The organism is Marinobacter manganoxydans MnI7-9 (assembly GCF_000235625.1).
GTDB lineage: Bacteria > Pseudomonadota > Gammaproteobacteria > Pseudomonadales > Oleiphilaceae > Marinobacter > Marinobacter manganoxydans.
The window spans coordinates 1-1384 of the sequence record NZ_AGTR01000073.1 but is presented as its reverse complement, the minus strand read 5'-3'; the positions used below and the strand labels follow the sequence as shown (position 1 = coordinate 1384).

At 58.2% G+C, this 1384-nt stretch carries 1 protein-coding gene; it reads left to right on the top strand.

Translation table 11 applies throughout. The annotated features are described in order from the left end of the window. Positions 1-101: 101 nt before the first annotated feature. Entirely contained in the window at positions 102-1355 is a 1254-nt protein-coding gene (locus KYE_RS15370; protein WP_008175122.1) for an IS256 family transposase, read from the top strand. The last annotated feature ends 29 nt before the right edge of the window (positions 1356-1384 follow it).

Here is a 1384-nt window from a genome sequence, read left to right as displayed (position 1 = left end):
GAGTTATGGTGATTTCTGGTGTATGGAAGCAGGTTGAAGGGGTGGCGTATCCTGTTGGTTGATCTCCGCCAAGATCACAACCAACAGAGGAATGATACGCCATGTCCAAGTCTAACCTGCACGCTCTTTCACAACCAGAGGTAGTCAGCAACGACCCGTTGCACGAGCTGATCCGACAGGGTGCCCGGGACCTGATCGCACATGCCGTCGAGACAGAGTTGGAGAGCCTGTTGAAGCAGTACGCGGACGTCAAGACGCCGGATGGCCGCCGTGCTGTGGTGCGAAATGGACACCTGCCCAAGCGCACGATCCAGACAGGCGTTGGGGATGTTGAGGTTCAGGTACCCAAGGTCAGGGACCGCAATAGCTCCGGGATTCGCTTTAACAGTCAGTTGCTGCCGCCGTACCTGAAGCGTGCCCAGAGTCTGGATGAACTGATCCCCTGGCTCTACCTGCGCGGCGTCTCATCAGGTGACTTCCAGGAGGCCCTGAGCGCGCTGGTCGGCGAGCAGGCCAATGGCCTGTCGGCTAACACGGTATCCCGGCTCAAGGCGAATTGGCTTGATGAGCATAAGGACTGGCGGCGGCGAGACCTGAGCCAGAAGCGTTACGTCTACTGGTGGGCTGACGGCGTGTACAGCAATGTCCGCCTGGATGACCGGCTCTGCCTGCTGGTGGTCATCGGCGTGACTGAACATGGTCACAAGGAGCTGGTTGCTGTCGAGGACGGCCACCGGGAGTCCGAAGCCAGCTGGCGAGAGCTGCTTACGGACTTACGGGAAAGAGGCCTGGAACCTTCGCCCAAGCTGGCTGTTGGCGACGGCGCACTGGGCTTCTGGAAGGCCCTGAGCAAGGTGTTTCCGGACACCCGGCACCAACGATGCTGGGTACACAAGACGGCCAACGTGCTGGATAAGCTGCCCAAGTCGGTGCAACCGAAGGTCAAGTCGGCACTGCACGAGATCTATCTGGCCGAGACACGGGACAGCGCCCACAAGGCGTTCGACAGCACCCTGCGGCGGTTCCGGGACAAGTACCCCAAGGCCATGGAAAACCTGGAGAAGGATCGGGATGAATTGTTGGCCTTCTATGATTTCCCGGCGATTCACTGGATTCACTTGCGGACCACCAATCCGATTGAATCCACCTTCGCTACAGTAAGGCTGAGAACCAAGCGGAGCCGCTCCTGCGGCAACCGTGACACGACACTATCAATGGTGTTCAAGCTGCTCCAGTCCGCCCAGAAACGCTGGAAGCGGATCAAGGGGTTCGACCAACTGAAGCTGGTCGTGGACAACGTACAGTTTCAGGATGGAATAGAGGTGGAAGACCAATCTGACAGGAACGCTGCCTGATGGTCATACACCAGATTTGACAATAACTC

Coding starts and splice junctions, on each gene's coding strand:
- KYE_RS15370 (WP_008175122.1), top strand. CDS start 102: ATGTCCAAGTCTAACCTGCACGCTCTTTCACAACCAGAGGTAGTCAGC.